This is a genomic window from Actinomadura keratinilytica, from assembly GCF_039539665.1.
Classification (GTDB): domain Bacteria; phylum Actinomycetota; class Actinomycetes; order Streptosporangiales; family Streptosporangiaceae; genus Spirillospora; species Spirillospora keratinilytica.
Genome location: NZ_BAABDO010000012.1, coordinates 1 through 24,705, shown reverse-complemented (window position 1 = coordinate 24,705; position 24,705 = coordinate 1). Strand labels below are relative to the sequence as shown.

The window sequence follows — 24,705 nt, the reverse complement described above, 5'->3', positions numbered from 1 at the left end:
CTAGTGGGGCGGCCGTCGGGGCTCCAGGGTCCCGGGACCCAAGCCTTCTCCCCGGCTCAGCCGGCCGCACGCAGGCGGCGCACCGCGCGGAGCAGGCGGCGGGCCGCGTGCAGCAGGCCCCAGCCGCCTGCGGTCCCGGCGAAGGCCCCCGCGAAACCGCTCCACGCCGACACCGCGGGCCCGGTCAGCAGGCCGTACACCAGTGCCAGGGGCATGAGCGCGGTGGGCACCGCGAGCGTCGCCACCGCGTGGCGGCGCGGGTCGAACCGCCGCGACCGGGGACGCACCGCCCCGCTGAGCACGGTCATCGCGGCGAACGTGAGCAGCATGGGCACGGCGTTCCACACGATCCGCTCGACGGTGGTGTCATCCAGGTCCTCGGCGACGTCCGATCTGATGGCGGCGATCGTCGTCACCAGGCTCGCCAGGACGAAGACGGCCATGGCGGTCACCCATGCGCGCACGAAGTCCACCCGATTCCCCCCTGTTCCGTGTCGCTCGGCGTTCGGCCGCGCCCGTCGGCGCTCGGTGACGCCGGGCAGCGTTGGGCCGCGCCGGTTCGTGTTCAGCCGCGCTGGTTCGTGTTCAGCTCGCGCTGTTCAGCCACGCTGGTCGGCCGCGCAGGGCAGGGCACCGCCGGGACGGTGCCGACGGCCTGGGCGGTTTCCGTGAGCGGTGGCTAGCGGGCCGTGCGAGGCCGCGGACGGCGGCGCGCCGCGGTCGTCTCCGGCCGCCTTCTCAGAGATCCAGCAGGGCGGCGACGGCGATGGCGGCGCCGATCACCACCACCAGGGGGTAAACGGCCAGCATCAGGACCAGATGCACCCCGGCACGCTCCGCGCCCCGGTGCGGCCGGGCCGGGTCGTACACCACGGTGACGCGCTTGCCCGGCCGCGGCCCCGGGAAGGAGTACACCGAGCTGGTCACCTCGATCTCCCGCCCGTCCGAGGTGCGGAACCGGAACACCCCGGAGCGGCCGGCGATCCCGGGCCCCGCGCCCGCCGCGTCCGTCCGCCCGACGACCACGCCGGGGGCGCGGGCGCCGCGCAGCTGCAGCCGCACCCGCTCGGCCAGCGCCCACACGCCCGCACCGCAGACGAACAGGCCGAACAGCACGCCGACCACAGGCTTGATCATCGCCCCTCCGCATCGCCGGGCATCGGTTCACCGGCACGCCTCGAGGTTCTTGTACAGCCGCCTGCCGTCGGCGGTGGGGGCGCCGAGGTACTGCGCGTCCTGCGCGGCCCGGTCGGTGGTGGAGATGGCGAGGCTGGCGCCGATCTTGAGTCCGAGCTTGGCCGAGACCCCGTAGCCGGCGTCGTTGCGCTGGTGCGCGTACTCCATCCGGGAGGTCTTGCCGTTTTGGTAGATGTCGCGCAGGAACGGGTGCGCGTCCGGCCCGGGATCCTGGGTGGGCGCCATGTCGTTCCAGGTCAGCGACAGGTTCTGCCATGCGATCTTCGCGGTCGGCACGATGCCCGAGAAGAAGTCGGCGGCGTTGCGGCGCTGCTCGTCGGTGGTGATGGGCACGGCGGTGGTGATGACGGTGGCGCGGCCGTTGACGATGTGCGTCTGGGCGAAGGTGATCTGGCTGAGCCTGCCGTCCTTGTCGGTGGTCACCGATAGCGCGCCCATGGCGGTCAGCTGGCCCTGGTTGCCGTCGGCGACGTGCTGCTCGCCGTAGTTGGTCTCGCCGCGGAGCATCATCGTGGCGGTGCTCTCGCCGGTGCGCTCGTTGTCCTCGACGATGAGCTTCTCCTGGCCGTCGATCCCGACCCAGGCCCGCAGGTTCGGCGAGATGCTGTCGCTTCCGCGCGAGTCGGGCAGCCGGTCCTGGACGGCGGGCTTGCGGTGCCGCCCCTCGGACTCGGTGTGGCGGTCCGGGCTGCGGTGCCGGCCGGTCGGGTTCGACCAGCCGAGGCTGACGCCGGCGCTCAGCGTCCCGAAGGCGTCGAGTTCGGTCTCGCGGCGGCGGACGTCCGGTTCGGGGATGTCCGGGCCCGCGAAGACGTCGTAGATGGTGCCGCCCAGGCGGCCCAGCAGCCCGCCGTTCTGCTTGACCTCGTCGATGGAGTACTGCTCGACGAGGGCGGCGCGGAGCTCGTCGGCCTTCTTGTCGGCGTCCGGCCCCCTGAACTCCCAGGCGTCGCCGTTCCCTATCCGCAGGTTGGCGCCCACGCTGGCGTCGGCGCCGATGTTGACCAGGTTGCCGACGTTCACGCCGACGCCCAGGCCGGTCCCGACCCCCGCGACCGTGCCGCGGATCCCGGTGATCCGGACGACGCGTTCGCCGGTGCGCGGGTCGATCGAGGTGGTGCGCATGAACGCCCAGTCCCTGCCGACCGAGAAGATGAGCGCCTCGATGGTGCCGGCGTAGCCGTCGACGGCCAGTTCGACGGTGCAGGTCGGCTGCATCGCCAGGTCGGCGGGCGAGTGGCACTCGCGCTCGTCGCCGCCGTTGCCGGCGACGCAGACGGCGTAACCGATCCAGTCGCTGATGCGCGTGCCGAGCCCCGACAGCGCGATGGTTCCCACACACGCGGCCACCAGCAGGGCCACAACGATGTAGTTGAGGCTGCCCTCACCGGCATCGCGACACTTTACCGAGACATTCACCAACTCTTCACCCGGCGACCATCAAAGGGGTCAGACCGCCGGGTACGCGTGAGCCCACAGGCCCAAGATCGGACCCAAACCGGACAGCGGGCCGTCAACCACTCAGGTGGCCGCTCCACAGCAGGAAGCACATCACCACGCCCATAGCGAACATCAGCCCGGCGGCCGCGACCTCGGTCACGGGGTGGGCGTAGAGGCGCGCGTCGGAGGGATCGCGGGCGTCGTACATCACGCGCACGCGCCGACCCGGAGGCCGGCGCAGGTTGCTCTGGGCGGTGAACACCCGCTCGCGCGCGTCCAGGTCGGTGAAGCGGATCGTCAGGTCGTAGCCCGCCTCGCCGACGAGGGCGTCCGAGCACATCTCCACGACGCCCTCGGTGACCTCGGCGCGGCCGCGGAACCGGAAGGCGGCCACGAGCGAGACGGGTGCGGCCAGGACGAGCCCGGGACCGCCCACGACCAGCACCGCCGTCATAGGCCACCCGTCGGGCAGCAGCGACAGCGCATCCGACGACGCGTCGAACAGCACCAGCAGCACGGCGGCGAGGGCGGCCAGGAGCAGCAGGCGGCGCAGCCGCGCGCGGAACGTGCCGCCGGTCACGACAGCGTGCGGGATCGGCGGGCCGCCGACCGGCCGCCGACCAGGGCGCCGGCGCAGGCGGCGGCGAGCGCCGCCAGCGCGACCGGTGCGCGGCCGTCGCCCAGTGCGCCCGCCTGCGTCACGACGGTGGCCAGCACGGGCCCGGCGCACACCAGCAGGTGGAACCTCGCCGCTCCGTCGCCGGGGCCGCCCAGCCGGCGGGCAGCGATCCGCCCCCCGGCCAGCCCCAGGACGCCGTGCAGCGCCACCGCGACGACCGACGAGGTCCAGTAGAAGCGCGGGCCCACCACGGCACCGGGCGCCGCGACCGCGACGGCGGTGACGGCGACCGCGGCCGCCGCCGCGCCCGCCAGGGTGACGAGGCCGCCCAGCAGGACGGCCCGCGGACCGCTTGGAAAGCGCACCGAAAAACTCCGTTTCCGGTCGTGCCGGTCATACCGATCGGGCTAGTGGTCCAGCCGGAAGGAATCGAATATCACCGGCAGCCGGGAACGCGCGGCACCGTGCCGGGGTGAACGCAGCATGAATTCCAGCAGAACGCCGTCGTCGGTGAGCGCGTAAAGACCCAGCAGCGTGAACGGGACGCTCGCGCCGCTCTGGTCCTGCATTTCGTAGGCCGCCTCGAAGCGGTGGGCGCGCCGCGCGCCGTCGATCTCCACCCGCCGGTCGGCGGTCAGCCGGTAGCGGTGCATCGTCGCCAGCGCGCGGAACTGGCCGAGCTGGACCTCCAGGCCGCCGCGGTGGCGGGCGACGCGTCCCACGTGGATCTGGCCGTCGACGACGCCGGAGGGCAGCCGCGGCCCCGTGAACATCAGCGTGGGGCGGCCGTACTCGTCCTTGCCGTCCCGGCGCTGCCATCCGCTGGGGTAGGCGAACGAGTACTCGCCGGTGCGGTACTCGGTGAACCCCGCCGGGACGCGCGGCCGCTCCGCACCGCCGCATCCCGCGAGCGCGGCGCAGGCGAGCAGGGCCGCCGCCACCGCCGCGCACCTCACCGGCAGCGCTGCCAGGGCACCCATCCCTGTCCCTCCTTGTAGTAGTGCGCGCTCTGCAGCGAGTGCCGCTCGGTCTCGCGTCCGATCTCGATGAATCCCAGGCGGCGCCGGGGGGTGGAGCCGCGGCCCTCAAGCTTGGCGGTGTCGCCGGTGTTGTCGTAGGTCAGCCGGCTCATGGTCCCGGCGCCCTTCTCCCACGCCTGTTCGACGGCGTCGGTGTCGCCGTCCCGCAGGTACCGGTCGATGACGGCGCGGTCCTCGGCCGAGGAGTAGTCCAGGTTCTTCTGCGTCACGGTGCGCTGGGCGAACAGGATCCACTGGCCCCCCGCGGTGAGCTGGCCCTTGTCGCCGATGCCGTTCTGCCCCGCGAACTTGCCGTCGGCCCGGACGTAGACGATGTCCTGGCCGTTCTGCACCTGGCTGATCCCCACGATGTTGCCGTCGCGGTCGTAGGTGACGCCCCACTGCGTGCCGCCGCGGTGCTTGTAGTTGAACCCGACGCTCGGGTTGAGCTTGATCTGCGCCTTCATCTGCGCGCGCTGGTCGGGCAGCAGGACGAAGCCGTTGCCGTACTCGCGGCGCAGCTGCCGTTCGATCATGTCGAGGAGCACGTCGACGCCCTCGTCCAGCCCCTGCTGCACCTGCCGCCGGACCGACGCCGGCAGCGTCCGCAGCAGTCGGCTCACGTCGATCTGCACCGCGGCCTCGAACTCGCCGCGCTGGGTGAAGTAGTGCGTGGTCTGCCCGTTGGTGTTGTTGACGCGGGTCCCGCTCAGCAGCCAGCCGCGGCCCTTGAACGGCAGCTTCAGCTTGGCGGGGCCGAGGTTCAGGTCCAGGTCCGCGCGGAAGCCGCCGGTCAGGCCGCCGTCCAGGTACTCCTCGGTGGGCGCCCGGTCCGGCTCGCTGCCGCCCATGAACTCGTCGATGTCGTCGCCGATCCACGGCAGCCTGCTGCCGAGCCACACGAAGCCGCCGGTGATCGGGTTGGTCCGCAGGGTGAACTTGATGTCGTCGCCGATGCGGTGTCGGCGTAGGTCGTCGAAGAACCGGCGGGCCTCGCGCTCGTCGGTGAAGCCGCCGTACACCTTCCCGTTGGTGATGGACAGGCCGCCCCAGACCCCGCCGCCGACCGGGCCGGCGCGCAGCCCGTCGGGGGTGCCGACGCCGCCCTCGCCCCAGGTGAAGTCCACGATCTCCCACGTGCGCCTGCCGTCCGGTCCGACGCGTTCGACCAGCTGCAGGGTGCCGCGGCTGTTGGTGCGGACATCGACGTAGCGCACGGGGATGCCGACCGTCTCCTCCAGGTAGTGGCTCTCCATGGAGGGGACGCAGCCGGTGGTCGGCTCGTCGGGGTCGCGCCGGGCCTGCTCGCGGTCGTCCCGGTCCTGCGAGCGGCAGTCCGGGACGAGCCTCGCCATCTCGCCGATCCGGCAGACCGCGGCCGCGATGTCGGACACGACCCGGCCGCTGACACCCGACAGCGCCACCGCGACCGCCAGCAGCGCGCACAGCAGCGCCACCACCACATAGCCGAGCGGCCCCTCGCCCGCGTCGCGGCGCCCGGCCGTCCGCGCCGCCGCCCCCCGGATCCATTTGCGCACGGCCGTCAAAATGCCATCGCAAGACCGGATTCAATTGAGCCCGCAGACCCATTTCCGGACCCAAACAAAAAATGGCAACCAGGCCGTCACTTTTCATTTCCCGGGCGTTGTCCGGGAATTAACTGAGGCGGCCCGGGCGGGCCCGGAAGATTATGCCCCGCGATCACCGCCGGCAATATCCGGCGGGCCGGCGGGGCGCCGCGCGGGGCCGCGTCCGCCGGGGCGGCCGGACGCCGGACGCACCGCCGCGCCCGCGAACCCGGCGTTTTTGGGCCCCCGGGCCCTTTCTTCGCGGCGCCGGTGTCCTTAAAGTGCTCACCGGTCCTGGTGTGATCTCCATGTGGTCTCGACTCGACTGGGGGACACGGTGAGAGCTGGACGATGGCGTGCGCTCAGCCGAGACGAAGGCTCGACGCAGATCATCCTCCTTTTGGCGATGGTGTGCGCGTTCGGCCTGACTCTGATGGCCATCCAGGTCGCCCGTGCCAACGACCTGCGCTCGCAGGGGCAGACCGCCGCGGACGCCGCCGCCATCGCCGCGGTCACCCCGATGCGGGACGCCGTGCTCAACGCCGCCCGCAGCGGCCAGCTGCCCAGCGGCATCGGCCTGTGGACGATCGCCGACAACGTCGACGCCGACAACACCCCCTTCACCGAGGCGGCCCGCAAGTACGCCGGCCGCAACGCCGCCGAACTGGTCGGCAAGGTCAAGCCGTCCGGGATGCTCGGCCACACCATGAAGGTGTCGGTGCAGACCAAGGACTGCGTCATCAAGGAAGAGGACGAGCTGACCGCCAAGGACCGCGAGGACCTCCGCAACCGGCGCAACCTGTGCACCGACAACCGCGGCCGCACCGGCATCGTCAAGGGCCGCGGCACGGCCGAGGCGATCGCCGAGCTGCGCCTGCCCGAGTGCGAGTACCGCAACACCGGGGGCCGCGGCTCCGAGGAGGCGCCGTTCTTCGACGAGCTGTGGTGCGACAACGTCCGGGTGTGGAGCGCCACCCAGGGCGGCGCCCCGCGCGACCGGGTCGTCCGGCTGTTCAAGATCCGGCTGGTGGGCAAGGAGGACCCGGTCAAGTACACCGGGATGCCCGAGAACGGCCTGTACGACATGTCCGGCCCCTACGTCAAAGGCGAGTGCGCCAAGGACAAGCAGCCCGACCCCAGCATGCCGTTCGGGCACCGCGTCATCGCCTGGGCGCGCTGCTGGTTCGGCACCCCCTACTCCTGGGGCGGAGGCGGGCCGTCCGGTCCCACCCGGGGCATCTGCTGCTCCCCCGGCGGCTACAGCGGCGCCAACACCGTGGGCTTCGACTGCAGCGGCCTGACCCTGTACGCGGTCTACCAGGCGTCCGGAGGCCGTATCACGCTTCCGCACTACACGCTGTCGCAGCTCAACGACCCGCGCGGGCGCAGGGTCTCGCAGAGCGAGCTGCAGCCGGGCGACCTCGTCCTCCCCAATCCCGGCCATATCGGGATATATGCGGGCGGAGGAAAGTTCATCGAGGCACCGCGCACCGGTGACGTCGTCAAGGAATCGACCCTTGCCGGCCGAGGCTTCTACGGCGCGGTGCGGTTCGGCTGACGGCGCCCGCGAGCCGCGCCCGGGCGTGCGGCGTCCGGCCTCCTCATGACGGACGACGCGCGCCCCGGCCGACCGGAACCGGGCTCCGGGGCTCGGGCCTCGCGGCTCCGGCTCCGGGGCTCAAACCCGGCGGAGGTGCGAGCAGCTCACCCGCGAACCCGGAACGAGGACACGACCTTGGGCATCCCCGCCGCGTCGAAGTCCTCCCGCGCGGCGCGCACGGTGAGGTCGAGCATCGTCCCCCCGCTGGTCAGCGCGTAGACGTCGATGCTGCGCATCTGGACCGCGGCACCGGTGGAGGACTTCCCCTCGAACGCGGTCTCCAGGCGCCACGCCTGCTCGGCCCCGGGCACCTTCACGTCGGCCTGGCTGACGATCCGGCGGCCGCTCATCTGGTTCAGCCCGCGCGCCTGCGCCTTCATGGCGTCCATGCCCCCGCCGAAGCGGTCGGTGCGCGACACGATGACCTGCCCCCGGTACCCGCCGTTCGCCGTGGACGGCCCGTGGATCTCCACCAGCGGAACGCCGCGCTCGTCCTTGTCGTGGGTGACGCTCCAGCCCTGCGGATACGCGAAGCTGTAGACGTCTCCCTTGTAGGTGGTGAACCCGGCCGGGGGCTCGGGAGGCTCCTCCTCCCCGGAGCACCCCCCGAGCACCAGCAGCAGGGAGCACGCCAGCGCGGTCAGTCGTACCACCGGACCACCCTTCTGCGACTTCACTGCGACCACGGGGGCCACGCGTTCATGACCAGCAAGGTGAAGACGGCGCCCGCCACCGTCAGCATGGCGCACTTCACCCAGACACCGACGGCCGTGAACTCCACATGGGCGCGCTCGGGCCGGGACGGGTCGTACAGCACCCGCACGACGGCACCGACGGGGTGGCGGCGCTGGCCGCTCTCCCGGAACGTGAACTCCCGGCCGTCCGGGACACGGTAGCGGACCTCCAACTCGAAGATCCCGCCGCTGCCGTCGGTCGAGCGTTCCTCCCGGCTGCCGACCACCACCCCCTCCGTCGGCACGGCCGACCTGAGAAATCGCAACCGCCGCACCAGCATGACCGGAGCCGCCACCAAAGCCGCCGGGGCCACCATCATGGCCAGGAGCTTGCACAAGATCAGCAGCACGTCCGGCATCTACGGCCGTCCCCCGCGCGCGCCGTACCGGGCGGAACCGAACGCTCCCGCGAGGCTGCCCGCCAGGGTCAGCGCAAGGTAGAGGACTCCCGCGGCCCAGTCCTCGCCGAACAGCGCCGGGACGGCCACCAGCGACACCACCGCCAGCGGCCCGACCGGCGCCAGCAGGGGCCGTACCGGTCCGGACGGCAGCCGGCCGGCGGCCAGCGCGCCCGCGACGGCCGCGCCCAGAGCCAGCACCAGTCCCCCCGCCAGCGCGTACCCCCAGAAGAATCCCTCGCTCAGCAGCGTGCCGGCGGACATGAAACTGATCAACACGACGCCGAGCATGAGCACCACGAGGGTGGCGGCCATGACCAGCGCACCCAGGACGACGGCCCGCACCGGGGAGTTCATCGCACGCCGCCTATCAGCGATGGCAGTCGTCCCACGGCACCCACCCGATACCGTCCCGCCAGATCTCGGCCCTGGTCAGCGTCGTCTGGTTGTCCTCCCCGTCGAGACGTACGGCCCCGTTCCTCTTGCCGAGTTTCTCGAATCCCCCCGACAGGCCGGAGACGCTTTCGTCGTAGGTCATCCGGGTCATGGTGCCCCTGGTCCGCATGAGCTGGCTTACATACTCCCCGATCGGGGTGAACTGGGCGGAGTACGAGCCGATTCCGACTTTCTGCGTGAACATCCCGCTCGCGAGCAGAGCGAGGGCGGCGTTCCTGTGCACGGGGTCGGACAGATCCAGGGAGGAGCTGGTGAGCTGGCGTCCGCCGTCCAGCGGTATCTGGCGGGTCACGGGAATCTCCATCCGGCCGTCGCCGCCGCCGAGCGTCACGTTCCCCCGGCCGCGCAGCGTCCACGACGTCAACAAATTCCGGGTGAACTTGGTCGGGTTCCCGTTCTTGTCCAGCATGTACTGGTACTCGTTCTGGCCGATGAGCTCGATGGTGATCCCGGCCTTGACCCCGTTGGCCAGACTCCTGTTGATGTAGTCGCGCAGTTTCTCGGGAATCTCGAATTCAGGCCCGAACTTGGCCTTTCCGGCCATCTCCAGCTCCTTCAGCACGGCCTCGGCCCCCCGCTGCGTGACCTGCTTGGGCAGCTTGGTCAGATCGAAGGTGAGGGTCGGGTCGGTCAGGACCCGGTCACGCAGGTTGATGATCGTGTTCCCGTCCTTGTCGCGCTGCACACCGGCCAGCGACCAGAAGCGGGTGGCCGCCGAGAGGTCGAAGCCGCCGAACTTCAGCTTGGGGTTGAAGCCGCCCGCCGGTCCCACCTCCACCGAGTAGCCGTCGGGGTCCGGCAGATCCCTGGGGCTGAGCAGGTCCCTCAGCTTGTCCCCCAGGAACGGCACCGTCAGCAGGGGAGCCACCATGGGGTGGTGGCGCGCCACCCACTTGGCCTTTTCCTCGGCGTACCGCCGCGGGAACTCCCGAGCGTCCTTCTCGTTGTCGAAGTTGTAGAACTGCATGCCGGTGACGTTGCCGCCGATCCACGGGCTGCTGAGGAACCCGATGTCGGGGGCCTGCACCCCGCCCTCGCCGAACATCCCGATGGCCACTCTCCACCGGTCGGGCTTGCCGGGGGTGACGATCTTCGCCATCGCGTAGAAGACCCGGACGCTGCCGCGCACGTCGACGTAACGCACCGGCACCACGACCGTGAGATCCCGGTAGCCGGCGCTGCCGTCGGCCGTGCAGACCGGCTCCGGGCGCTTGACCGGGCGGACCGGGGTCGGAGACGGACTGGGGCTCGCCGAGGGGCTCGGGCTCGACGTCGGAACCGGCCCGCTGGTCGGATTGGGTTCGCCGGTGTCCGACGGGCTCGGACTGCCGGACGGCCCGGGGCTTGCGGACGGGGTCGGACTCCCCGTGTCCGACGGACTCGGATCACCCGATGGGCCAGGGGTGTCGGTACCTGACGGGCCGGGGCTGTCGGAGGGGGCGGGGGCCTCCGTGTCGGACGGGTCGGGCCCGGTGCCCGACGGCGAGGGGCCGTCGGTCGGCCCACCCGTCGGCGTGCCGCGGTCCGCGGGGTTTCCGTCGCCGTCCGCGCAGCTGTCGACCAGCCCGCCGGCCTCGCCGATCTTGCAGACGGCCCGGCGGATGTCGTACTCCACCGTGCCGCCGATGCCCGACAGCACGAGCGCCAGGACCACCGCCACGATCAGGAAGGTCACGGCGATATAGCTGAGCGGACCCTCACCGAGTTCGCCGGTTCTTCCGGCCCGATTCACCTGACGGCCACCTGGCAGCACATCGCGAACGTTATGATCTATTTGTCCTAATGCGCGTGAGTCCCCAGGCCCAATGGTGGGCCCAATAATGAGCCCTGATCCCTTGTCTCGTCGGCCATCGCACGCGGCGGCGCTCGATCTTGCCGTTTTTAGGCCCGTAGGCCCATGCGTCCCACCTGTTCATCTGCTTTACTACCCTTTTTGGGGGATTTGATCGACCAACGGGGACGTGCATGCTGCGACGGCTGGGTGACGCGGGCGAAGGCTCCCTCTCCTACATCGCGGTCGCACTCCTGGTCAGCGCAATCGCGGCGGCGGTGACGGTGGTGGCGCTTCCCGACTCGGTTCGGGGGGACATCCGCGCCGCCGTGTGCCGGGTCGGCGGCGGAGAACGGTGCGAACGGCACAGCGGCGGCGACGACCGATCGCAGCCGTCCGCTACGCCCACGGCCTCCCCTGCGGTGGCGGGAACGCCTCCCTCCCCCTCGCCCGGCGACGGCGCCCCTCTTCCGGACGACGACTCCCCCGAGGCCCAGGAATACCGCGCGGCACAGGAAGCGCTGAGCCGCGCCGAGCAGGACCTGGCGAACCTGGAACGCGAGTGGTCGAACTTCGACCTGCTCGCCGAGATCGGCAAGCTCGGCCTCGACTTCCTGGCCGGGGACATCATCAACTGCGTCAAGAAGCCCAACTTCAGCGACTGCGCCTGGGCCCTGATCGGCGTCATCCCGTGGGGCAAGATCGGCAAGGCGCTGAAGGCTATCCCTAAGGTCATCAAGCTCGTCGACCGGTTCCTGGACCTCAAGCGCCGCCTGGAGAAGGCGCGCAAGGCCCGCAAGGACGCAGCGAGCCGCCTGGACCGCGCACGGGAGGCGTGCGAGCGGCGTCTCGCGGACAACAACAGCTTCACTCCCGGAACGCCGGTGCTGATGGCCGACGGGACGCGAAAACCCATCGAACGCGTGCGGGTCGGCGACCTCGTCTGGGCGGCCGACCCGCAGACCGGCCGTATGGAACCCCGCCGGGTCACCGACCGCATCGTCGGGACCGGTGACAAGAGCCTGGTGGACCTGACGGTGGCCGCCGGCGGGTCGTTCGGCGGGCCGACCGCGCGGCTGACGGCGACCGCCAACCACCCGTTCTGGGTGGCGGACTCGCAGGACTGGATCGACGCCGGCCGGCTGGTCTTCGGCGACATGCTGGTCACCCCGGACGGTCGGCGGGCCATGGTGGTCGGCAAGCGCCTGCGCCGACAGCGGCAGCAGGTGTTCAACCTGACCGTCGACGGCCTGCACACCTTCTACGTCGCGGCGGGCGGCGACAACCTGCTCGTGCACAACTGCACGAACCTGGACCTGCACGAGGAGCCGCCGCGCGGGCAGCGCCCCGGCCCCCACCAGCTCGGCCACACGATCAAGCAGCACATCGACATCAGCGACGACGACCTCATCGCCCACGCCAGGGACCCGCGCAACACGAAGGGCGTGGCGGGCCGCTGGAAGGACAAGGCGACCGCGCAGGCGGCGATCGACGCCGCCATGGCCAACCCGAAGCTGCAGCCGATGATCCAGCGGTGGCTCAAGGAAGGCCCGAACGGACGGCAGACCCTGGAACTTCCGGTGCAGCAGTACGGAAACGGCTCGTTGGGCGACATCGCCAACAAGAACGGCGACATCAACCCGGCGGGGAACAAATTCAAGATCATTCTGCACCGCGCCCAGAATCCCAAGCACAAGCCGGGCTGGTACATTTACACGGCCTACCCGGTCCCCTGATCCGGGCGAGTGGTGAAGGTATGGAAGACAGGTCAGACGACTTCGGCATCACCGCGCTCGCGAGAGGCTACTTCCACCAGGCGTGGTGGGAGCGCCACCCGACGTCCGACGAACTCCTCGTGTTCGTACGGGACCTGAACCCCGTCCCGGTCATCGAGCAGTGCGTGCACGACGCGGCACTGCTGGTCGAGTCGCCCCTGACCGGCGAACAGCTCGCGGCGCTCTGGGCGTCCGCAACCGACGGCTACCACGGCGTCACCGCCGAGGGACGGGACGGCCGCCAATGGTTCCAGCGAATGATCGAAATCCTGACCCCGAAGCTGGACGCCGCAGGCGTGCGCGTCTCGACCGAAGGAGCACCGGACTTCCGCCCCGAGGTGACCGAACCGGTGGCACGGGTCGTGCGCCGTTTCTCGATATCCAGAAATTTCCTGGGCGAGCCGGCCGATGAGGGATTCCTGCGGCAAGCGCTCGGGGATCTGGTACGGGCAGGACTGCCGGAACTCGCCCTGCGACTGTTCATCAGCGTCGCGCAGGCGCACAGCACACCGATACCGAGGGACTTCTACGCCGAGATCAGGCAGGCGTCCGTTCCGTTCGGCTACGGCGTCTTCTTCCTTGAGCGCCTGGAACACCTGGTCACCGACTGACCGGCGGCCGCGGCGGTCGAGTGCCCCGGGGGGCCTCAGCGGACGAGGCCGCCCCCGGCGAACCGGTCAGAAGAGGTCGAACCAGCTCCGCGGGTCCCAGCCGTGCCTGGCGAACCAGTTCCGCCCGTTGATCTTCACGGTGTCGAGGACGCGCGGCAACTGCTCCTGCGTCCGCTCCTTTTCGGGGGCCTCCGCGGTGATGGTCAGCAGCACACCGTCCTCGGAGACGGCGAACGTCTCCGAGCCCCGCATGCTGACGGAGGCGCCGGACAGGGCCTTGATCTTCCGCACCACCTCGAAGCGGTGCGCCTCGACCGCTCCCTTCACCGTCACCGGACGGGAACGGACGATCCGGTAATGCTGGACGGTGGCGGCCGCCTGGAACTGCGTGAGCTTGTCCCGCAGGCGACGGTTCCAGCCGTCCTGGCGGATGACGCGCACCTGCCCGGAGTACGCCCCCTCGGGCGTCGCCGGCCCGTTGAACTCGACGTAGTCGTACCCTTCCCGGTTCGTACCGGCGCGGGTCTGCCAGTTCTCCGGGTAGGCGAGGCGGTAGTCATCGCCCCGGTACATCCGGTAGCCGTCGGCGACCCTCATGGCGTCCACGAGGCCCTGCCAGGGGGACCACCACGCCAGTCCCCCGATGACGGCGCCCAGCAGAACAAGGCGGGGAAAGTAACGCACTCACCACGTATATATCCGGGCCGGAGGCCCTGTATGGGGCCCGCAGACCCATTCCCGGCCCCAAGAGCGCACGAACAAGATCCGGGGCCGGGAGCGCCGTGACGCTCCCGGCCCCGGGCGTGCGGACCGGGGGCCGCCCGGATCAGCCGATCGCGAGGTTCTCGGCCTTCTCGTACCCGGGGATCTCCAGGGTGACCGTCGTGACGTCCGAGGGCACCTTGATCAGCGAGAACAGCCGCAGTTGCTCGCCCTTGCCGAGCCTGGTCACGTGGATGGGCCAGATGTTGAAGTCGGGAGCGACCGCGTATCCCTCACTGCTGCGCGCGGCGCGGAACCGCCGCTCACCCGACACCAGCGACACGCCATGCGTACTGCCGTGGACGTAGCCGTCAAAAGGACTGGCGTTGAACATGTTGGTGATGTTGGCTTCCTCGCCGCCGTCGTTGCGCACGGTGAAGGACACGGTGGTGAAGCCGTTGGAGTCGCGGTGCAGGCCGTCCACGTGGATGGACGTGCCCTTGGGGCCGCCCGTGGGGTTCAGCGTGCGGCCCGGCGCGGGCACGGCCGAACCGCTGGGAGTCTGCGCCGGAGTCGGCTTGGGCCGGGCGAACGAGATGACGACCCGGCGGTTCTTCTTGCGCCCCTCCTCGCTGCTGTTGGAGGCGATGGGGCGCTTGGACCCGAAGCCCTGGGACCGGTAGGTGACGCCCTGCCTGGTCACCATCTGCTTCAGCGCGTCCTCCACGCTCTTGGCGCGGCGCTCCGACAGCGGCTGGTTGATCGCGTCGTTGCCGGTGCTGTCGGCATGCCCCTCGATCGTCACCGTGTTCCCCGGGGAGTTCTGGATCTTCGCGGCGACCTCGCGCAGCCTGGCCTGGGCCTCGGCGTTGAGGTCGGCCTTGTTCACCGCGAACAGCACGTCGGTCGAGATGTTCACGCTCAGGTTGGTGCCGTCGTCCTCCTCGGACCCGGCGTTGTTCTGGGTGACGGTCCGCACCGGCAAAATCCGCGTCGGCCCCTTCTCCGCCGTGACGGGGTCGACGCCGCGGTTGTTCTCATCGATGTCGATCTTGACGCCGGTGCGGTTGCCGACCGGGATGTCGGTGAACGGCAGCACCCCCGGCACGATCAGCCCCAGTCGGGACACCTCGGCGGGCGGCGCGGGGAATGCCGCCTCAAGCGTCAGCGTCCCGTTCGCGGGAATGGTGACGAAGCCGGCGAGCGTCTTGGTGCACAGGCATTTGCGGCCGGGTTGGACGTAGGGGTAGTACAGGCGCGAGTTCACCCCGTCCAGCAGGGCGATGTCGCCGATCGAATTCGGGTCGAACTTGTCGAAGTTGGCGGCACTGCGGGTCCGCGGGGTCATGGTCCCTTCGAGGCGGACCTCCCCCTTGGCGGCGTTGCGCGCCCGCAGCTTGGCGACCACCACCTGGTCCGACACCCGGTCCAGAGCCAGCAGGTCGAACTTGACGTCACCGGTCGACAGGAGAGGCTGAGTCTGCAGCACCTTCCCCTCGCCCTGCGAACCGGACGCGGAAGGGGCGGCAGCGGAGGATGAGGATGGGGCGCCGCCACCGGACCCGCCGGAAGAACTGCAGGCGCTGAGCATCATGGCCGCGGCGACCGCACCCACCGCGTACCGCCTGCGCCCCGTCACGGCTGTCTTCACTCGCCGATCTCCCTTCGCGACCTCTGGCCGGAGAGAACTCTACTTGACATGGGAAATGCCTGCACGGGGGACAGGATTCCTGTCCCCCGTGCAGGCGGGATTCCGTCTTTTTGAAAAAGCGGCGTCAGCTGCTGATGGCGCTGTTGCCCCGGGTGAAGATGTTCGAGACGGCCGACTGGATCTGGCTGACGATCGTGCCGCCGACGCCGCTGCCGGCGACCGCAACGGCGATTGCGGCGATCAGCAGGGCCACCGCGATGTAGGAAAGCGGGCCCTCGCCGCGGTCCCGGTCGCCGCGGGTGGTGTAGGCGGTGACGAGCGCAGCGACTCGAATGCTTGCGTTCCGCAGAGACGTCATGGTTTTTCTCCCGCGTTTCCGACTCCCCATCTATTGAGAAAATGTACGGAGCCGGTGCCATTCGCCCCAGGGCCTGCAGGCCCAACCTGGACCCATTGTTGAGGCCCATGCCAGGGCCCATCGCGCGCCCGTCGCCCCGGCCGGTCAACGCTGCTCCACGGCGGTGCCGAGCCAGTGGGCGATCGCCGCCGCCCGGTTGGTCACGCCGAGCTTGGCGAAGATGCGGTTGACGTGGTTCTTGACGGTCTTCTCGGTGAGGAACAGCCGTTCGGCGATCTCCCGGTTGGTACGCCCCTGTGCGATCAAGTCCATCACCTCTGACTCGCGGGCCGACAGCCCGTGCCCGGGCCGCACGGCGGCCGTCCCTTTGCCGGAGCGATCCGGCGGCGGGGCGGGACTGCTCTCCGCCCCCTTGACGGCGGCCATCAGCGCGGCCACCGCGACCGGCGACAGGGGGTTGTTGGTGCCCGCCACGGTGTCGCGGACGGCAGCGGCCAGTTCGTCGGCGGTGAACGTACCGTGCACCAGGTAGCCGGCGGCCCCGTTGCGGATCGCCGTGCGGATCACCTCGTCGTTGTCGGTGTAGGTGAGCATGAGGACCTTGGTCATCTCGCTCAGCGTGCGCAGCGCGGTGATGCCGTCCATCAGCGGCATGCGCACATCCAGCAGGACCAGGTCGGGGGTGAACCGGCGGGTCAGCTCGATGGCCTCGCCGCCGTTGGACGCCTGCCCCAGCACCTGCACCTCGCCCGTCGCCTCCAGCAGGGCCACCAGGCCCGACCGGACGACCGGGTTGTCGTCGGCGACCACCACCGTGATCTGGCGGGCCCCGCCGCCTCCGCCGTCTCCGCCGTCCTCGTCCGGGCGCCACTGCGCGCCGACCGTCATTCAGGCCACCTCCAGATTCACCGACCCAGCCGACTCCACGCCCGGATCGGGCACCACGACGGTGATCGTCGTGCCCGCGCGCGGGGCGGAGTCGACGCTCAGGGACGCGCCGGCGTTGTGCGCCCGCTCGCGCATCCCGACCAGTCCGTAATGGCCGCCGCTCAGCAGGCGGCCCAAGTCCTGTCCGCCGTCGAAGCCGCGGCCGTCGTCGCGCACGCGCAGGACCGTGCGGTCGGTCTCCTGGGTCAGGCAGACCTCCACCGCCGTGGCCCGCGCGTGCCGATGCACGTTCTCCAACGCCTCCTTGAGGATGGCGATCACCTCGTACCGGGCCCGCAGCGGCAGGTCGATCCCGGTGTCGACCCGCTGGGTCACCGCCGTCCCGGTCTCCTCGGCCCAGGCCGCCGCGACGTCCGCGACCGCCCGGCCCAGGGGCTGCTGGAACGTCTCGTCCCGCAGGTCCTCGATGAGCTGCCGCGCCTCGCGGGAGGCGACCTCGGCCGCGGCGGCGATGCGGCGGGCCTCCTCGGCGGCGCGCGCCGGGGCCCGGTCCACCCACAGCGGCAGCGCCTGCGCCGACATGGCGATGCCGCGCAGCGTCTTGGCGAGCGAGTCGTGCATCTCGCGGGCCAGGCGGCTGCGCTCCTCGGCGGCGGCGGCCACCACCTCCGCGGCGCGGCGGGCCGCCTCCAGCTGGGACTGCCGGTCGTACAGGTGCCGCAGCCGCGCCCCGGCGAACCCCGCGACCAGGTAGAACGCGGGCATCGCCACCACCGTCTGGAAGTTGACCAGCTCGCGGGCGGCGCCGAACCCCGTCGCCGCCGCGAAGTACAGCAGCACCTGCATGGCGCAGACCGCCACCAGCCACCGACCGACCAGCAGCAGGCCAGCGAGCATCGAGGTCACCACGGTGAACAGGAAGAACGGCCCGGTCACCCCGCCGATCTCCAGCACCGCGTAGGCGACGAACACGTCGAAGCCGATGAGCACCGGGTGTCTGAGCAGGGACGGCACGATCTGCTGCCAGGAGAACAGCACGATCGCCGACAGCGATCCGACCCCGCTCAGCAGCAGCAGGGTCTCCAGCGTCATCAGCTCGCTCGGGACCAGCGCGAGCGTCAGCGCGGTGACCAGGATCCGCACCTGCATCAGCAGGCGGAAGGTCGCCCCCAACCGCGCGGCGCCGACCGGGTCGTCCCACTCCATCAGAACAGGGTCCCCTCGGCTATCGAGAAGTACAGCACCCCCACGATCAGCAGCAGCATCGCCGGGACCATCAGGAAGGTCACGATCAGCGTGATCTGCGGGTCGGCGCGCTGGGCGCGGCGCCGGGCCTGCTGGAAGGCGTCGCGCCGCATGTCGGTGCTGATCTCGGTGAGCGCGCGGGCCAGCGGCGCGCCCAGCTCCTCGGCCTGCAGGATGGCGGTGACGAAGCTGGCCAGCGCCGCACTGTCGTTGCGCTCGCGCAGCTGCTCGAACGCGTCGCGCAGCGGGGTGCCCAGCTCCATCTGGCGCAGCGCGTTGTTCATCTCGTCCGCCAGCGCCCCCGGCATGCTCTCGGCGACCCGCGCCAGCGCGTGCCGGAAGCCCAGCCCGGCCGAGACGGTGACGGTCAGCACGTCGAGGAAGTCCGGCAGCGACCGCTGGATCTCCTCCTGGCGCTCGCGGCTGATGTTCCACAGGACGATGTCGGTCTGCAGCAGCGCGACCAGCAGCAGGACGGCGCCGATGAACAGTCGGCCCGACAGCATCACCACCAGGCCGGACCCGCCGTAGAGCAGCACGCAGCCGGCCTTGTTGGCGGCGTATCCCTCCACGGTCAGCCCGGCGGGGCGGCCGGCGCGCTCGATGCGGCGGCGCAGCCGGGCCCGCGTGGCGCCGCTCATGGCGTTGACGATCAGCCCGGCGAACGGCCGTCCGAGCGGGTTGATGACGGAGCCGAGCGGGCCGAACTCCTTGGTCTTGGTCTTCTTGACCGGTACGTCCAGGTCGGCGGGTGCGGGGCGGCCGGCCACCCTGAGGTGGTAGCCCCAGACGAACAGCGGCACCATCAGCCCGGCCGCCAGGGCGAGCAGCACGGGCATCAGACGTCGATCCTTGTCATCCGGCGGACCAGCAGCAGCGCGACGGTGAACAGGACCAGCACCACCAGCAGGACCGCCTGCCCGATAAGCGAGGAGGTCATCTTGTCCATGGTCTCCGGCTGCATCACGCCGATCCCGATGAACAGCGCGGCCCCCATGCCGCCGATGGCCCATCCCGCGACCACCGACTGCCCGAGGATCGTCTTGACCTCCCGCCGGGTCTCCTTGCGCTCCTCCAGGGTGGTGGAGATCTTGCGCAGCGCGGTGATCAGGGAGCCGCCCGACTTGCCCGCCACCACCAGCGTGCTGATCAGCACCGCCAGCTCCCGGGACGGCAGGCGCTCGCGCAGGTCGTTCATCGCGTCGTCGAAGGACTGGCCCAGCCGCAGCGCCTCGGCGGTCCGGCCCAGCTCGGTGCGGGCCGGGTCGTCCAGCTCCTCGGCCGCCATCTCGATGGCGGTGCGGATCGCCAGGCCGGCCGACGCCGCGTTGCCCAGCACCCGGGCGATCTCGGGCAGCTGCCCGACGAACTCGTCGCGGCGCCGGTCCTCCTGGTGCCGCATGTAGGCGAAGACGGCGCCGCCGGCGCCGACCGCGACCACCAGCCCCAGGAACGGCGACAGCAGGCGGCTCATCACCACCACCACGGCCAGGCCGCCGGCCGCCATCGCGAAGACGAAGACCGACAGCCGGATCCGCAGCCCCGCCGCCATCAGGCGGCGGGAGATCTGGCGCCCCAGCGTGGTGCGGCGCAGCCGGGCGTCCCAGCGGTCCAGCACCGTGGCCATGCGGCGCTCGTCGTAGCCGCGTCCCCCGCGCATGACCAGTTCGCTGCGCTGGTCGAGGCCGCGGCCGAACTCCCAGGCCGCCCAGACCGCCAGGGCCAGGACCACGACCAGCATCAGCAGGATCAGAGGAAGGCTCATCCCGTCTCTCCGTTGTCGTCCCGGGCTCCGAACGCGGGCGGCGTCTGCCCGGCCGGCCTCCCCGTGTCCCCCGGCGGTTGCGCGGCCGCGCCCGGCGCGGCGGCCCCGTTCGCACCGGCCTGCGGTGCGGGTGCGGGCCGCGGTGCGGCCTGCTGTGTCGGCGGCATGTGGCCGCCCTGCGGTGCGGGCACCTGCCCGAAGGCGACCTCCGAACCGTGCCCCGCCACGGGCGGGGCTCCGGCTGTGGGCGGGTGCTGCCCGGCCGTGGGGGCGGGCGCCGCCCCGGGCGCGGTGCCGGGGGCCGCCGCGCCGAAGACCGCGGGGACCGCCTCCCCCGCGAACATCAGGCGGTTCACCAGGAGCTGCGGCAGCGGCCGGTGCGTGAAGCGGCCGCGGACCTGCCGGTCCAGGCCGACCGGCTCCTGGACGAAGCTCATCACCGTCTCCAGCCGCAGCGACTTGCTCCGCTCGGAGGAGGACACCCCGATCTCCCGGACGCGGCGCGATCCGTCCGGGCCGCGTTCCAGGAACACCACCACGTGCACGGCGTTGGCGATCTGCGACCGGATCGCCTCGTAGGGCATCTTCACGTCGCTCATCGACGCCAGGGTCTCCAGCCGGTAGATGGCGTCCTCGGCGGAGTTGGCGTGCACGGTCACCAGCGAACCGTCGTGACCGGTGTTCATGGCCTGCAGCATGTCGAGCGTCTCGGGGCCGCGGACCTCACCGACGATGATGCGGTCCGGGCGCATGCGCAGCGAGTTGCGCACCAGGTCGCGGATGGTCACCGCGCCCTCGCCCTCGATGTTGGGCGGGCGCGACTCCAGCCGGATCACGTGCTCCTGCTGCAGCTGCAGTTCGGCCGAGTCCTCGATGGTGACGATGCGCTCATGCTCGGGGACGAACGCCGACAGCGCGTTGAGGAAGGTCGTCTTGCCGGTGCCGGTACCGCCGGTGACGACGATGTTGAGCCGCGCCCGCACCAGCGCGGCCAGCAGCACGGCGGTCGGCTCGTCCAGCGACCCCATCTGCACCAGCTCCTGCATGGAGTAGGCGCGCGGGAACCGCCGGATCGTCATGACCGGGCCCACCAGCGACAGCGGCGGAATGATCACGTTGACCCGCTCGCCGGTGGGCAGCCGGGCGTCCACCATCGGGCTGGACTCGTCCACCCGCCGGTTGACCTGCGCCACGATCCGGTCGATGGTCTGGTAGAGCTGGGCCTCGCTGGCGAAGCCCAGGTCGATGCGGGTCAGCCGGCCGCCGCGCTCGACGTACACGTCGTTGGGGCCGTTCACCATGATCTCGGTGACCGTGGGGTCGGCCAGCAGCGGCTCCAGCACGCCCAGGCCCAGCGCCTCGTCGACGATGCGGCGGATGAGCACGGTCCGCTCGCGCGTCGACAGCACCGGGCCCTCGCGGGTCAGGATGTGCCCGACGACCTTCTCCAGCCGGGCCCGCCGCTGCGCCATGTCGAGCGCGGCGAGGTCGTCGAGGTTGACCTCCTCCAGCAGGCGCTTGCGCCAGTGCGCGAGGTTCTCCCCGGCCGCCTGGCGGTCGCCGCCGTTGTCGGCGTCGAGGCGGTTGCGCAGTCCCACGAGTTCACCCTCCGACCGGCATATGGACCTGGCGGGTCACCGCGATGTGCACCGGCACGCCCTTGGCCAGCACCGGCACCTTGGCCCATATGACGCACTCGACGTCGTCGCCGTTCTGCCGCACCTGGACCCGGTGCTCGTTCAGCCAGCCGGGCAGCGACCGGCGCGCCGCGGCGTCCCCGGCCGCGGCACCGCTCATGCTGCCCACCCGGGCGCCGGTGCGGGCCGCCTCCTCGACCTTCTCGATCGTGCTGAAGGCGACGTAGGCCTCGAAGCACGCCATGAGCACGAACAGGAAGAGCCCGATGGTGGCCGCGTACTCGGTGGCGGCCGTGCCGCGGTCCTTGCTCACCCTTCCCCCTCATAGATGACCCGGGCCCGGTGGCTGACCTCCATCGGCAGCAGCACACCGGGGAACAGCAGGGGAGGCTTGATGGTGACGCGCACCCAGCCGCAGTCGGGGTCCACCCGGGTCACCTGCTCGGGGTCGCACACCCTGCCCGTGGGGTAGTGGACGTCGATGTTCTCCTCGTCGGCCCACGCCCCCGACACGCGTTCAACCGCGGCCTTCTTGACCTCGTCGTAGCTCCCGTGGACCGCGGCCACGCGGGCGCCTTCGTTGGCGGAGTGGCCGGCGTAGGTGGCGGCCATCCCGATCAGGAACGCCTCCCACACCAGCATCACGGTGGCGAGGATCAGCGGCAGCATCGCGGTGAACTCGAGCATGCCGGCGTCGCGGCGCGAGGGTGTTCGGCGGGCGAGTCGCCGTGTCAGCCGTCTCATACTGCCTCCGCCTTGGCCTTCTTGGGGCCGCCGCGCGGTTCGGCCGCGGCGACGGGGAGGACGCCCAGCTCCTCTCCGAGCCGGCGCATCGCCGTGCGGAACCCGTCGTGCTCGACCCGGATCGGCGCGCCGTTGTTGATGGCCTTCTCCAGCGCGCGGAACGCCGGGGGCACGGTGGTGCGCAGCGGGGTCATGCCGAGGATCCGCGCGGCGAAGTCGGGTTGGATCTCGTTCTTGCGGGACTGCCGGGTCAGCACGATCGACACGTCCTCGGGCTTGCGCACGTCCAGCCGCCGCCACAGGTGGCTCATCCGCTTGGCCGCGCGCAGGCAGGGCAGGTCGGGGGTGACCGTGATGACCGCGCGGTCGGCGATCTCGATCGCGGTGACCGAGCCCTCGGTCATGAACGCGCCGCAGTCCACGATGATCACCTCGTAGCGGGAGCGGAGCACGCCGAGGATCTGCCGCGCCGCCGAGGAGGTGACGTCCTCGGCCTGCTCCCCCTCCTGCGGGGCCAGCAGCACGTGCGGCCCGGCCTCGTGGATGAACATCACGTCGGCCAGCACCGCGCCGGTGATCTCGTTGGCGACGCCGACCAGGTCGGCGATGCTGCGCCGGTGCACCATGTCCAGGTAGGTGGCCACGTCGCCGGTCTGCAGGTCCATGTCGACCAGGCACACCGACCGGCCGGCGCGCGCGGCGCCCAGCGCCAGCTGCACCGCGATGGTGGTGGCGCCCGTGCCGCCCTTGGCGCCCGCCAGGGCGATCACGCGGCCGCGGCGGCCGCCCAGGTCCGGTCCGGCGGCGCGGCCGCTGCCGAGCAGGGCGCGCATCCGCCGGGACCACTCGGCCACCGTGTCGAGCCGCGAGTTCAGCTCCTCCAGGCTGGGCGAGCGGCCGAGCACGCCGCGGGCGCCGACCTCCAGCGCGCGGGCCAGCACCTCCTCGCCGAGCTGCTCGCTCACCAGCACCACCGCGACGTGCGGGGTGCGCAGCGCGATGTCGCGGATCAGGTCGTGGCCGGGCTGCGGGCCGATGTTCTCGTCCAGCAGGACGACGTCGACCTCGTCGTGGGTGGTGACGATGCCCAGCACGTCGGTGGAGTTGGTCTCGACGCCGAGCAGCTGCACGTCCGCCAGCTCGGCGATCATGGTGCGGAGCTGGCCGGCGAGCTTCTGGTCGCCGGTGCCGACGAGGACCTGGATGCTCATCGGTTGCTCACCTGCGGGGTCTCGCACAGCCGGTTGAACGGCGGCTTGGCGTCCTCGGCGCCGCCGACGAGGGCCAGCCGCACCTTGCGGGCGAAGCTCTCGGCGTAGGTCAGGCGCAGCGTCTCCTCGGAGTTGAGCGCGAACGTCACCGGAAGCACCGACCCGGAGGTGTTGCTGGCCTGGGTGCCGCTGCCGGTGCCCTGGCGGCCGGAGTCGCCGGTGGCCGGCTGCACCCGTCCGACGTTGATGACCTGGACGCGGTTGAGGATGCGCACCGCGCAGGCCGCCGTCGTGCGGTTGCCGTTCTGGGTGGAGTCGAAGGTGGCGTAGACGTCGACGATCGAGCCGTTGACGACCTTGCCCGCCACCCCGGTCTCCGCGTCGATCATGATGGCGATCTCGCGCTGGCCCGTGCGCAGGGCGGGGGCCTCGACGAGCATGCCCTGCTGCAGGTAGGCGCCGCTGGGGATGGGCCCGGCGGCCACCTTGCCCTGCAGGTCGGCGATGTTGGTGATGAAGGCGCTGGTCGCCCACTTCTTCGGCACCTGCGCCTCGCGCACCGCCGCCGCGGTGACCGGCTGGTAGGCCTCCAGGTTGGACTGGACCTGCAGCACGGTGGTCATCTCGCCGACCGCGGCGTCCGCGTCGGCCTGGATCTTGCCGACGTATCCGATGACCGTGATGAACACGAACACCGCGCCGACGGCCGCGAGGATCATCAACAGGACGCCGCGTCGCTGTCGGGGGTTCATCTGACTCCGTTTCCTCGGATCGGGGAGGCGCCTGTCAGGTGCGCCGGGCAGGCCGGAACACCACGGTGTCGCTCCGGAGCGGGTCGGGGCTGTCGGCCGGTTCGGAGTCCGGCCCGTGGTTCTGGTCGGGTTGTTCGCGATGCCGTTCGGACGGCCGCCGCGGGGCCGCCCGGTCCGGTGGCCGGGCGGGGCCCGGGCCCGCCACCGGGGCGTCGGCCCCGTCCGGCGGAGCCGGGGCCTTGGTCGGCGACGGCGGTTTCGCGTCCCGAGGCACCGGAGGCAGGTCGGGAAGCGTCTGCTCGGCAAGCGCTTCCCGCCTTGCCGAGTGGTCGTAGTCGCCCGGCACGGGGGCCGACAGCACCGGCTCGGGCCGAGGGGACTCCTGCGGCTGCGCCGTCGGCTCGGCGGGGGGCGTCCCCTGCGCCAGGGCGGCGGACGGCGCGCCGCCCGCTCCGGGCTGCCCGGGGTGCGCGGGCTTCGACGGGGCGGACGGGGCGGTGCTCGCCGGCGCCGCGGGAGGTGCGGCGGGCGACGTCGCAGGCGGCGTCGCGGAAGGTGCCGCGG

The 24,705-nt window shown here is 71.4% G+C and carries 25 protein-coding genes and 2 pseudogenes; 3 read left to right on the top strand and 24 right to left on the bottom strand.

The annotated features are described in order from the left end of the window. Nucleotides 1–56: 56 nt before the first annotated feature. The 7 genes from ABD879_RS06510 to ABD879_RS06480 all read right to left on the bottom strand — a co-directional run bounded on the left by ABD879_RS06510 (nucleotide 57) and on the right by ABD879_RS06480 (nucleotide 5,813). On the bottom strand, nucleotides 57–473 hold the full coding sequence (locus ABD879_RS06510) for a hypothetical protein (protein ID WP_345018429.1): 417 nt from the start codon (nucleotides 471–473) through the stop codon (nucleotides 57–59). Nucleotides 474–738: 265 nt separating this feature from the next. Continuing rightward, on the bottom strand, nucleotides 739–1,137 hold the full coding sequence (locus ABD879_RS06505) for a DUF3592 domain-containing protein (protein ID WP_345018427.1): 399 nt from the start codon (nucleotides 1,135–1,137) through the stop codon (nucleotides 739–741). 27 nt (nucleotides 1,138–1,164) lie between these two features. Further along, nucleotides 1,165–2,535 carry a hypothetical protein gene (locus ABD879_RS06500; RefSeq protein ID WP_345018425.1) on the bottom strand — a complete coding sequence of 457 codons (1,371 nt, stop codon included), beginning with the start codon at nucleotides 2,533–2,535 and terminating at the stop codon, nucleotides 1,165–1,167. 175 nt (nucleotides 2,536–2,710) lie between these two features. Then, the gene (locus tag ABD879_RS06495; RefSeq protein ID WP_345018423.1) at nucleotides 2,711–3,217 is read right to left on the bottom strand and encodes a DUF3592 domain-containing protein; all 507 of its coding nucleotides are present in this window, start codon (nucleotides 3,215–3,217) and stop codon (nucleotides 2,711–2,713) included. Beyond that, nucleotides 3,214–3,621 carry a hypothetical protein gene (locus ABD879_RS06490; RefSeq protein ID WP_345018421.1) on the bottom strand — a complete coding sequence of 136 codons (408 nt, stop codon included), beginning with the start codon at nucleotides 3,619–3,621 and terminating at the stop codon, nucleotides 3,214–3,216. The genes ABD879_RS06495 and ABD879_RS06490 overlap by 4 nt, the downstream gene beginning before the upstream one ends. Before the next feature lie 42 nt (nucleotides 3,622–3,663). Continuing rightward, on the bottom strand, nucleotides 3,664–4,236 hold the full coding sequence (locus ABD879_RS06485; RefSeq protein ID WP_345018419.1) for a hypothetical protein: 573 nt from the start codon (nucleotides 4,234–4,236) through the stop codon (nucleotides 3,664–3,666). Beyond that, nucleotides 4,209–5,813, bottom strand: a complete 1,605-nt coding sequence (locus ABD879_RS06480; RefSeq protein ID WP_345018417.1) for a hypothetical protein — start codon at nucleotides 5,811–5,813, stop codon at nucleotides 4,209–4,211. Before ABD879_RS06480 ends, ABD879_RS06485 begins: the two co-directional genes overlap by 28 nt. A 367-nt stretch (nucleotides 5,814–6,180) precedes the next feature. On the opposite strand from ABD879_RS06480, the gene ABD879_RS06475 reads away from it, so the two are divergent. Further along, entirely contained in the window at nucleotides 6,181–7,401 is a 1,221-nt protein-coding gene (locus tag ABD879_RS06475; RefSeq protein WP_345018415.1) for a C40 family peptidase, read from the top strand. A 146-nt stretch (nucleotides 7,402–7,547) separates the two neighbouring features. Here the strand turns inward: ABD879_RS06475 and ABD879_RS06470 are convergent, their stop codons facing one another. From ABD879_RS06470 to ABD879_RS06455, 4 genes are read right to left on the bottom strand one after another with little or no spacing between them, the layout of a single operon-like run. Continuing rightward, nucleotides 7,548–8,096 carry a hypothetical protein gene (locus ABD879_RS06470; protein ID WP_345018413.1) on the bottom strand — a complete coding sequence of 183 codons (549 nt, stop codon included), beginning with the start codon at nucleotides 8,094–8,096 and terminating at the stop codon, nucleotides 7,548–7,550. Between the two features lie 20 nt (nucleotides 8,097–8,116). Further along, nucleotides 8,117–8,536 (bottom strand): DUF3592 domain-containing protein, encoded by a 420-nt coding sequence (locus tag ABD879_RS06465; protein ID WP_345018411.1) that lies wholly within the window; start codon nucleotides 8,534–8,536, stop codon nucleotides 8,117–8,119. Then, a complete protein-coding gene (locus ABD879_RS06460; RefSeq protein ID WP_345018409.1) occupies nucleotides 8,537–8,932 on the bottom strand; it encodes a hypothetical protein in 396 nt (131 codons plus the stop codon). A gap of 13 nt (nucleotides 8,933–8,945) precedes the next feature. Continuing rightward, nucleotides 8,946–10,706 (bottom strand): hypothetical protein, encoded by a 1,761-nt coding sequence (locus ABD879_RS06455; RefSeq protein ID WP_345018407.1) that lies wholly within the window; start codon nucleotides 10,704–10,706, stop codon nucleotides 8,946–8,948. Between the two features lie 290 nt (nucleotides 10,707–10,996). On the opposite strand from ABD879_RS06455, the gene ABD879_RS06450 reads away from it, so the two are divergent. Next, on the top strand, nucleotides 10,997–12,538 hold the full coding sequence (locus ABD879_RS06450) for a polymorphic toxin-type HINT domain-containing protein (RefSeq protein WP_345018405.1): 1,542 nt from the start codon (nucleotides 10,997–10,999) through the stop codon (nucleotides 12,536–12,538). Between the two features lie 20 nt (nucleotides 12,539–12,558). Continuing rightward, a complete protein-coding gene (locus ABD879_RS06445; protein ID WP_345018404.1) occupies nucleotides 12,559–13,188 on the top strand; it encodes a hypothetical protein in 630 nt (209 codons plus the stop codon). Between the two features lie 66 nt (nucleotides 13,189–13,254). Here the strand turns inward: ABD879_RS06445 and ABD879_RS06440 are convergent, their stop codons facing one another. The 13 genes and pseudogenes from ABD879_RS06440 to ABD879_RS06380 all read right to left on the bottom strand — a co-directional run. Further along, nucleotides 13,255–13,872: a hypothetical protein gene (locus tag ABD879_RS06440; protein ID WP_345018402.1), complete on the bottom strand. Its 618-nt coding sequence runs from the start codon at nucleotides 13,870–13,872 to the stop codon at nucleotides 13,255–13,257. A 142-nt stretch (nucleotides 13,873–14,014) separates the two neighbouring features. Beyond that, a complete protein-coding gene (locus ABD879_RS06435; RefSeq protein WP_345018400.1) occupies nucleotides 14,015–15,379 on the bottom strand; it encodes an OmpA family protein in 1,365 nt (454 codons plus the stop codon). Nucleotides 15,380–15,665: 286 nt separating this feature from the next. Then, a complete protein-coding gene (locus ABD879_RS06430) occupies nucleotides 15,666–15,899 on the bottom strand; it encodes a hypothetical protein (RefSeq protein WP_345018398.1) in 234 nt (77 codons plus the stop codon). A gap of 144 nt (nucleotides 15,900–16,043) precedes the next feature. Next, nucleotides 16,044–16,787, bottom strand: coding sequence for a response regulator transcription factor (locus ABD879_RS06425; protein ID WP_345018396.1), 744 nt, complete (start codon nucleotides 16,785–16,787; stop codon nucleotides 16,044–16,046). Beyond that, the gene (locus ABD879_RS06420; protein WP_345018394.1) at nucleotides 16,788–17,993 is read right to left on the bottom strand and encodes a sensor histidine kinase; all 1,206 of its coding nucleotides are present in this window, start codon (nucleotides 17,991–17,993) and stop codon (nucleotides 16,788–16,790) included. After that, nucleotides 17,993–18,871 carry a type II secretion system F family protein gene (locus tag ABD879_RS06415; RefSeq protein WP_345018392.1) on the bottom strand — a complete coding sequence of 293 codons (879 nt, stop codon included), beginning with the start codon at nucleotides 18,869–18,871 and terminating at the stop codon, nucleotides 17,993–17,995. The genes ABD879_RS06420 and ABD879_RS06415 overlap by 1 nt, the downstream gene beginning before the upstream one ends. Continuing rightward, nucleotides 18,871–19,797: a type II secretion system F family protein gene (locus tag ABD879_RS06410; protein WP_345018390.1), complete on the bottom strand. Its 927-nt coding sequence runs from the start codon at nucleotides 19,795–19,797 to the stop codon at nucleotides 18,871–18,873. Before ABD879_RS06410 ends, ABD879_RS06415 begins: the two co-directional genes overlap by 1 nt. 281 nt (nucleotides 19,798–20,078) lie before the next feature. Beyond that, a pseudogene (locus tag ABD879_RS06405) lies at nucleotides 20,079–21,395 on the bottom strand (TadA family conjugal transfer-associated ATPase); the annotation flags it as partial. Between the two features lie 4 nt (nucleotides 21,396–21,399). Then, nucleotides 21,400–21,747, bottom strand: coding sequence for a TadE family protein (locus ABD879_RS06400; protein WP_345018388.1), 348 nt, complete (start codon nucleotides 21,745–21,747; stop codon nucleotides 21,400–21,402). After that, entirely contained in the window at nucleotides 21,744–22,178 is a 435-nt protein-coding gene (locus tag ABD879_RS06395) for a TadE/TadG family type IV pilus assembly protein (protein WP_345018386.1), read from the bottom strand. The genes ABD879_RS06400 and ABD879_RS06395 overlap by 4 nt, the downstream gene beginning before the upstream one ends. Continuing rightward, nucleotides 22,175–23,389, bottom strand: a complete 1,215-nt coding sequence (locus ABD879_RS06390; protein ID WP_345018384.1) for a CpaE/TadZ family protein — start codon at nucleotides 23,387–23,389, stop codon at nucleotides 22,175–22,177. The genes ABD879_RS06395 and ABD879_RS06390 overlap by 4 nt, the downstream gene beginning before the upstream one ends. After that, nucleotides 23,386–24,141 (bottom strand): Flp pilus assembly protein CpaB, encoded by a 756-nt coding sequence (gene cpaB, locus ABD879_RS06385; protein WP_345018382.1) that lies wholly within the window; start codon nucleotides 24,139–24,141, stop codon nucleotides 23,386–23,388. The genes ABD879_RS06390 and cpaB overlap by 4 nt, the downstream gene beginning before the upstream one ends. Before the next feature lie 34 nt (nucleotides 24,142–24,175). Next, nucleotides 24,176–24,705 (bottom strand): annotated as a pseudogene (locus tag ABD879_RS06380) (hypothetical protein); the annotation flags it as partial.